At 54.0% G+C, this 6003-nt stretch carries 7 protein-coding genes; all 7 read right to left on the minus strand.

What is annotated here, in order from left to right:
- On the minus strand, window positions 1-484 hold a 484-nt coding region (locus C7K08_RS12485; protein ID WP_206603857.1), incomplete at its 3' end, for a YdcF family protein.
- Window positions 485-527: 43 nt separating this feature from the next.
- Complete coding sequence (locus tag C7K08_RS12490; protein WP_106500911.1) at window positions 528-1145, minus strand: PglD-related sugar-binding protein; 618 nt, start codon at window positions 1143-1145, stop codon at window positions 528-530.
- Window positions 1145-1630, minus strand: a complete 486-nt coding sequence (locus C7K08_RS16505; RefSeq protein ID WP_241537253.1) for an MraY family glycosyltransferase — start codon at window positions 1628-1630, stop codon at window positions 1145-1147. Before C7K08_RS16505 ends, C7K08_RS12490 begins: the two co-directional genes overlap by 1 nt.
- Before the next feature lie 335 nt (window positions 1631-1965).
- Entirely contained in the window at window positions 1966-2985 is a 1020-nt protein-coding gene (locus C7K08_RS12500; RefSeq protein WP_161955913.1) for an NAD-dependent epimerase/dehydratase family protein, read from the minus strand.
- The gene (locus tag C7K08_RS12505; protein WP_106500914.1) at window positions 2933-3922 is read right to left on the minus strand and encodes a WaaS/CpsH family glycosyltransferase; all 990 of its coding nucleotides are present in this window, start codon (window positions 3920-3922) and stop codon (window positions 2933-2935) included. The genes C7K08_RS12500 and C7K08_RS12505 overlap by 53 nt, the downstream gene beginning before the upstream one ends.
- Before the next feature lie 7 nt (window positions 3923-3929).
- Window positions 3930-4508, minus strand: a complete 579-nt coding sequence (locus tag C7K08_RS12510) for a serine O-acetyltransferase (RefSeq protein WP_106500915.1) — start codon at window positions 4506-4508, stop codon at window positions 3930-3932.
- Complete coding sequence (locus C7K08_RS12515) at window positions 4505-5671, minus strand: NAD-dependent epimerase/dehydratase family protein (RefSeq protein ID WP_206603858.1); 1167 nt, start codon at window positions 5669-5671, stop codon at window positions 4505-4507. The genes C7K08_RS12510 and C7K08_RS12515 overlap by 4 nt, the downstream gene beginning before the upstream one ends.
- Between the last annotated feature and the right edge of the window lie 332 nt (window positions 5672-6003).

Here is a 6003-nt window from a genome sequence, read left to right on the forward strand (position 1 = left end):
AGCCAAGCAGCCAAGCGCCGGTGGTGCCGGTGGCCCGCCAAAGGGTGAGGCGCAGGGCATCCCGAAGCAGCTTGCGGTGCTCGCTGGGGCTGGGGGTAGGCAAATCGGTCGGGCCAACGCGAATGTCCTGGCTGCCGAGGGCGATGCGGGCAAGGACTACGGCGCGGGCGGTGTGATCAGGATCGGTGGCAATCCACACCCGGGCAATGCGAGGCGAGGGCTGGTGGCGCAACCAGTGGGCGAGGGCGGTGATCTGGGTGGCGGTGTCGAAGCCCTGGAGCAGTTCGGGKWTGGGCTGGGGTGGCGGCGTACCTCTAGGGCAGCGGATTAGCAGACGGCGCGGCGGCTGGGGCAGCGCGCGGGCGATGCGATCGGCTGCGGCGAAGCGACCTGAGCCACCATCGAGCACCACCACCAGATCGCTACCGGCAGTGGACGTGGGAACCGGAGAAACAAGCGGACCATCCAGGGCCAGGCCAGCCATAGCCCAGAGGCAAGGAGCACAACAGCTCCGGACAGGGCAGCTTTCACGGCTTCAGGGTCAAGCCTTCTCCGGGATCAGACGCACCAAGTGCCAATTCCAGCGCGGCAAAACGGGTTTGGCGGCAGTTGAGCACTTCACCTGGGGCCAGGCAAGCGAGCGGGCCAAGGCGAGAGCCGCCAGCCATCGCGGCGTTGACACCGAGTTGGCTGTAGGCGCCGCAAATGGCATCGTGGTCGACAACGGCACCGCTATTCACCAGCACTCCCTGATGGAGAGTGGCATTGGCATTCACCACAGCGCCGGCGAGCACGACAGAGCCGGGGCCGAGCTGGGCAGTGGCACTCACGATTGCTCTGGGATGCAGCACCACCCCAAGGGGAGCGGCCACCTGCTCAAGCACCTGCTGCCAGGTTTGACGGAGGGCCGGATTGCCAATGGCCACGACCACTTGATCCGGTAGAGCCTCACCAGAGGCATCAAACAACCGTTTCAAATCCCAGGCGAGAGACAGGACACCCAAGACAGGTGTTGCGTTCACCAGGGCGCCTGCGGGCAAGGCGTCGTCGAGAAAGCCCACGACGCGATCGCCACTGGCAGTAATGGCATCGCATACGGAGCTGCCATGGCCACCGTCTCCAAGAATTAACCAACGCAGGGCCATCAGCTGCGGGATGCGATGGCAAAGGGAACAGCCACCCTCTGATCTAGCCAGATGCCGAGCAATAGTTGAAAGGCAGCAAGGGTGATTAACCAAGGCAGGCCACCCCACAAAAGGGCCAGCGCGAGCACTGCGGTGGCAGCGATGTAGAGAGTGGATACCCGGGCGTGGGGCCAACCGGCCTGATGCAGGCGCTGGAACAGGTGAAGCCGATGGGCCTGGAACACACGCTGCCCGGCAAGCAGACGGCGGGGCACGCATAGGCAGGCGTCGCCGAGCAGGGGAGTAGCAACCAACAGCAACCCCATAGCTTCTTGCCAGGAAGGCGCCTGAAGCACAAGCCCGGCGAACACAGCACCCAGAAAGACAATCACCAGGGGCAGCATCTGCCAAGGGAGCGAAATAGGACTGAGCCAGAGAATCAAGGAGGCTGTTAATAGCTGCGCTCCATAACGCCAACTAGCGGGAAGATTAAGACGATCATCCAACAAGCCAATGGTCCCCAAGGGGAGTGCGGCAAGAGGCAGGAGCGACTGGGGCAGAGCAGGGAACGTATTGGCAGCCCACACGAATGCGAGGAGACTGGATCCGGCCGACACCACGACGAAAGCCAAGCCCCCTCCACGCGGTGTGGGCTGTCGATGAGAACTACGTGCGTTGGGCTGGTCAAGCAGACGGCGAGACAACTTGGGGATCAGAGCTCGCAGCAGGATCCAACAAGATGCTGCTGAAAGCGCAAGACAGAAAGCGACTGGCAGTAGCATCAAAAAAGAGACAAGAACGAGAACGACTAAACCTCAGCGGGCAGAAGACTGAAGACAGCTCATGACGAACGAGTCGAAGCTGCAGCAAGGCGGAGACCATCCTGTGGCCGAACTGCAGGGACCCATCCGGTAGCACGACAAAAGGACGAAGAATCGACCCGTAACTCACCAGAGAACTTATGCCAGAGGGCCTTCTTGCCAAGCAAATTCAACAAAAGACCGATTAGAAAGGGAGGGACAGGGAACAATCTCCAAGTGCCTCGACCAAGGCCAAGTAGGAAAGCCTTGAGAATTGCCGCCACATCAATATCCTCCGAATCGGCTACAACAAAGACACGCCTCGACACAGCCGGGTGATGGGATGCGATCAGGAGGGCATCAATCAGGTTGTCTATAGAGATCAGCGTACGAAGCGCATGTACGGAGCCGAAAGGCAAGACAGGTGCCGAGGAAGCAAGCCTGATCAGCCGTTCAAGATTTCCGGGGGATCCTGGCCCATACACTAGAGGGGGGCGTAAGACAACCCAATCGGTCGATGAGTCAAGAAGCTCTTCCGCAAGGGCTCGCTCGGCCTCAAGTTTTGTGATGGCATAGGGCTCTGATGGCAGGGGCTGGTCAGTCTCAGTGAATGGCGTTCCATCAGTGGAAGAACCATTCACTCCGATAGAACTGACAAAAACAAGCCTACGGACACCAGCCTGGGAGGCTGCCCTTGCGACCGAGACAAGAGATTCTAAATTGGCACGACGGTAAGCATTCAGCTCGATAGCGGATGAAGACCGTGACACCTGGTGCGCAAGAGCGGCGAGATGAATGACAACATCGCAGGAGCAGAAGAGCTCGGCCAGCAATGCGGTGTCAAGATAATCAGAGCAAAAATGTATGTTGACGAGCGAATTGCCACCAGGGGGGCGTGTACGGGTAATAGCAACAACATCTACCGATTCACGCTGCAAATGGGCAACAAGGGATCGCCCAACAAATCCGGTAGCACCAGTAACAGCGATGCGAGTCATCGAATGAAAGCTAGACACCGAAAACTTCATCGAGCCAGCCAGCAAGAGAATATCTAGAGACAATGCTGGGAGCAACAGGAGAATAGGCCGAGCGAAGGAAGCCGGCGGGAATAGACGGAGAACGCCTATCGATCACCGCAATATTAGCTGGGTCGTAGAAGTCGTACTCGGAAATATTGGCATTTGTGGTAACCAACTTCTTGGACGCCCCCAGCGTTTCGAAGGTGCGCATGGTCAACCCATGCTGCCGTGGATGATTGATATCGAGGACAGCCCGAGAGGAAATGAAGATATCATTGACAGAAGACATGCTTAGTGGCTCGAACCTAAATTCATCAAGTTTGGAGTGCCTCATGCCAGACTTTAATAAGCGATAGACATAAAAAACCCAAGGAGCCTGAAGATACAAGTACCAGAAAGCGCAAATAGCGGGAGGCAGTTGGTGCGTTAAACGGGAAATGACATCATATCTATCACTGTGCGCTGTTCCAACAAAGCTGAGATCGTAAGCAAACGAGGTGTGAGAGTACGAGAGAGAAAACTGCGGCGTGTAAAACAGCGGGCGCAGGCAATAGCCATAGAAAACCGCATCGGCTGGATCAAAACTAAGAATGCGATCAAAAAAAGCAAAGTTGTCGGAAATATGACGACGATTTGCAACGGAGTCCCACATATACAGGATGAACGAGGCTCCTGGAAAAGAAGCTCGTAGAGACCTGAGAAACTTCGCAGAAAGGGTTTGGCCATTGATTACCAAAACATAGTCGTACGAGCTAACCCCATAGTCCGAAAGCAAGTCGAAGTAGATGCGATCCGCAACATGGGAGACAAGCTTGGGGGCAAAACGAGTGATCAACTTACCAATAGGATGATCAAGAGGCCTGTCTGGCAGCCAATCGACTATCCCTCCTCTGGACTGAATCTCCTTAATGATTTCGTTGTAATAGCCGAAGAAAGGTGGTGCAACGAAGAGGAGTCGCTTGCCTTCAAAGCGAATCATATAAACACTAGCTATTCAGAATAACTCTAGCCGGAACACCGACAGCCAAGGACCCCGAAGGAATGTCAGAAAGAACAACAGAGTTTGCGCCAACCCTGCAATTATCACCAAGAACAATACCGCCAAGAACCTTTGCGCCTGCTCCTATTGTTACGCCATTTCCGATAGTGGGTCGTGTTGCGGGTTTAGGATTAAAATCTAGTGAACGAGCGCCAAGTGTCACGCCCTGAAAGATTGTAACATTTGAACCAATGGACCATGCTCCAAGTACAGTGCCTTGTGTATGTGGTAGAAACAATCCGGGGCCTATTTGACAAGAACTAGCGATTTCGATACCGAAGAGGACGGCGTTGCAGCTGGAAAAGAGTTTTGCAATAACACCCAGTCGACGAAGGAAAAAGAAATGAGATAGGCGATGCAAAAGAGTTGGGGCTACTCGTGTAGACAGCAAGCAAAGCCACAAACGTAAGCCCTGAGGAGGCTGGTCTTCGTTACCATAAGATAGATAGTAAAAGCGCAACACATCAAGCCTGAGAAGCTCAATTAGTGTATATTTAGAGTCGGCTTTTATGATGCGACGCATCATGCCATTAGTTTCCTCTCTCGGAGCTCATTATTAGCTGATTCCAGCAAATCGTCTGGAAGAGGCTGGGTCTTTACCCACGCAGCAAACCGAGCAAGGCCTTCAGCCAAGCTGATCTGAGGTCCACCAGGCAGAAGGGTACAGAAACGGGAGATATCAGCAATATTGTGTCGAATGTCTCCTACGCGATACTCACCTGTAACGCGCAGAGGAACTTCAATGCCAAGGGCAGTCATCAACCCTTTTGCCACATCAGTCACACTAGTGCCTAAACCGCTACCTATGTTAACGATACCACTCATAGGAGATGGTGAGGAAATGGATGCGACGATGGCACGGACAACGTCGTCAACATGAACAAAATCTCGTGACTCTAGACCATCCTCAAAAATCGGCAGGTCAAGGCCTCGGCGAATCCGAGTTGAAAAGATGGAGAGAATTCCTGTATAGGGGTTCATGAGCGACTGACCTTCCCCATAAACGTTCTGAAAGCGAAGAATAGAATGATCAACACCTATGGATTGGCATACAATCCTTACGAGATCTTCTTGTGCATACTTTGTAGCAGCATAAACGGAGGCTGGGCGCACAGGGTCTGATTCCTGAGTTGGGACTGATAGAAGGTCACTCCCACAAGCTATACAAATTGGGTTCCAACGGTGCGAAGCAAGCTGCTCTGCTGAACGGGGAGGTGGGGAAAGACGGTTACTTGGATCTGAACAGACGTTGCAAGTATAAGAACCCTCACCGTAGACTGAACGACTAGAAGCTAGTACGAACCTGGAAACGGAGTGCGAACGAGTTAAGGATAGGGCATCGAGCAACTGTGCTGTTCCATGAGAATTAACAAAGTTGTATCTAGATATTTCATACATGGACTGACCGGTTCCAGTTTCAGCGGCTAGATGGACTACTGCAGAAACGCCTGCTAGAGCGCGTTCAATATCTGATTTATCATTCACCGATCCGCGTATGAAGTCAATAGAACAATTATTCAACCAGCCCAGGTTCTCTGGAACTGAGCCGTGAACTTGCGGAGAAAGTGTATCAAGGATGCGTACGGTGAATCCCTGAGCAACAAGAAGGCTCGACAATCGACTGCCAATAAAACCAGCGCCACCAGTGACAAGGACAAGCGGGGGATCGGCGAAGGAGGAAATAAACAAATGCCTAAGGAGAAAGAACAAAAATACAAGTCTAAGTTGGGAGTCTCACAGGGTTAGACTGAAAAGTAGCACAAAGAGCCGCGCCATAGCAGCCTGGAGGCACAGCAAGGCCGGCATTTCCGCCATGGCCTTATACTTGCTTTGAAGCTTCTTTCTGAGCGCTTTGATCTCCCGTGGACCAAGTCACGGAGCTTCTCGAGCTCCTTCTGCTCTTTCAGGGTGAGCACTGGCTTCTCGTTGGCATCCTGGACGGCCTGCCGCCAACGCTCCACCTCGGTAGCTGTCAGGAAACGTACCAGTACACCTGAGCACGCCCTCGCGTCCGAAACACC

This window comes from Synechococcus lacustris str. Tous, assembly GCF_003011125.1.
Classification (GTDB): Bacteria; Cyanobacteriota; Cyanobacteriia; order PCC-6307; family Cyanobiaceae; genus Synechococcus_D; species Synechococcus_D lacustris.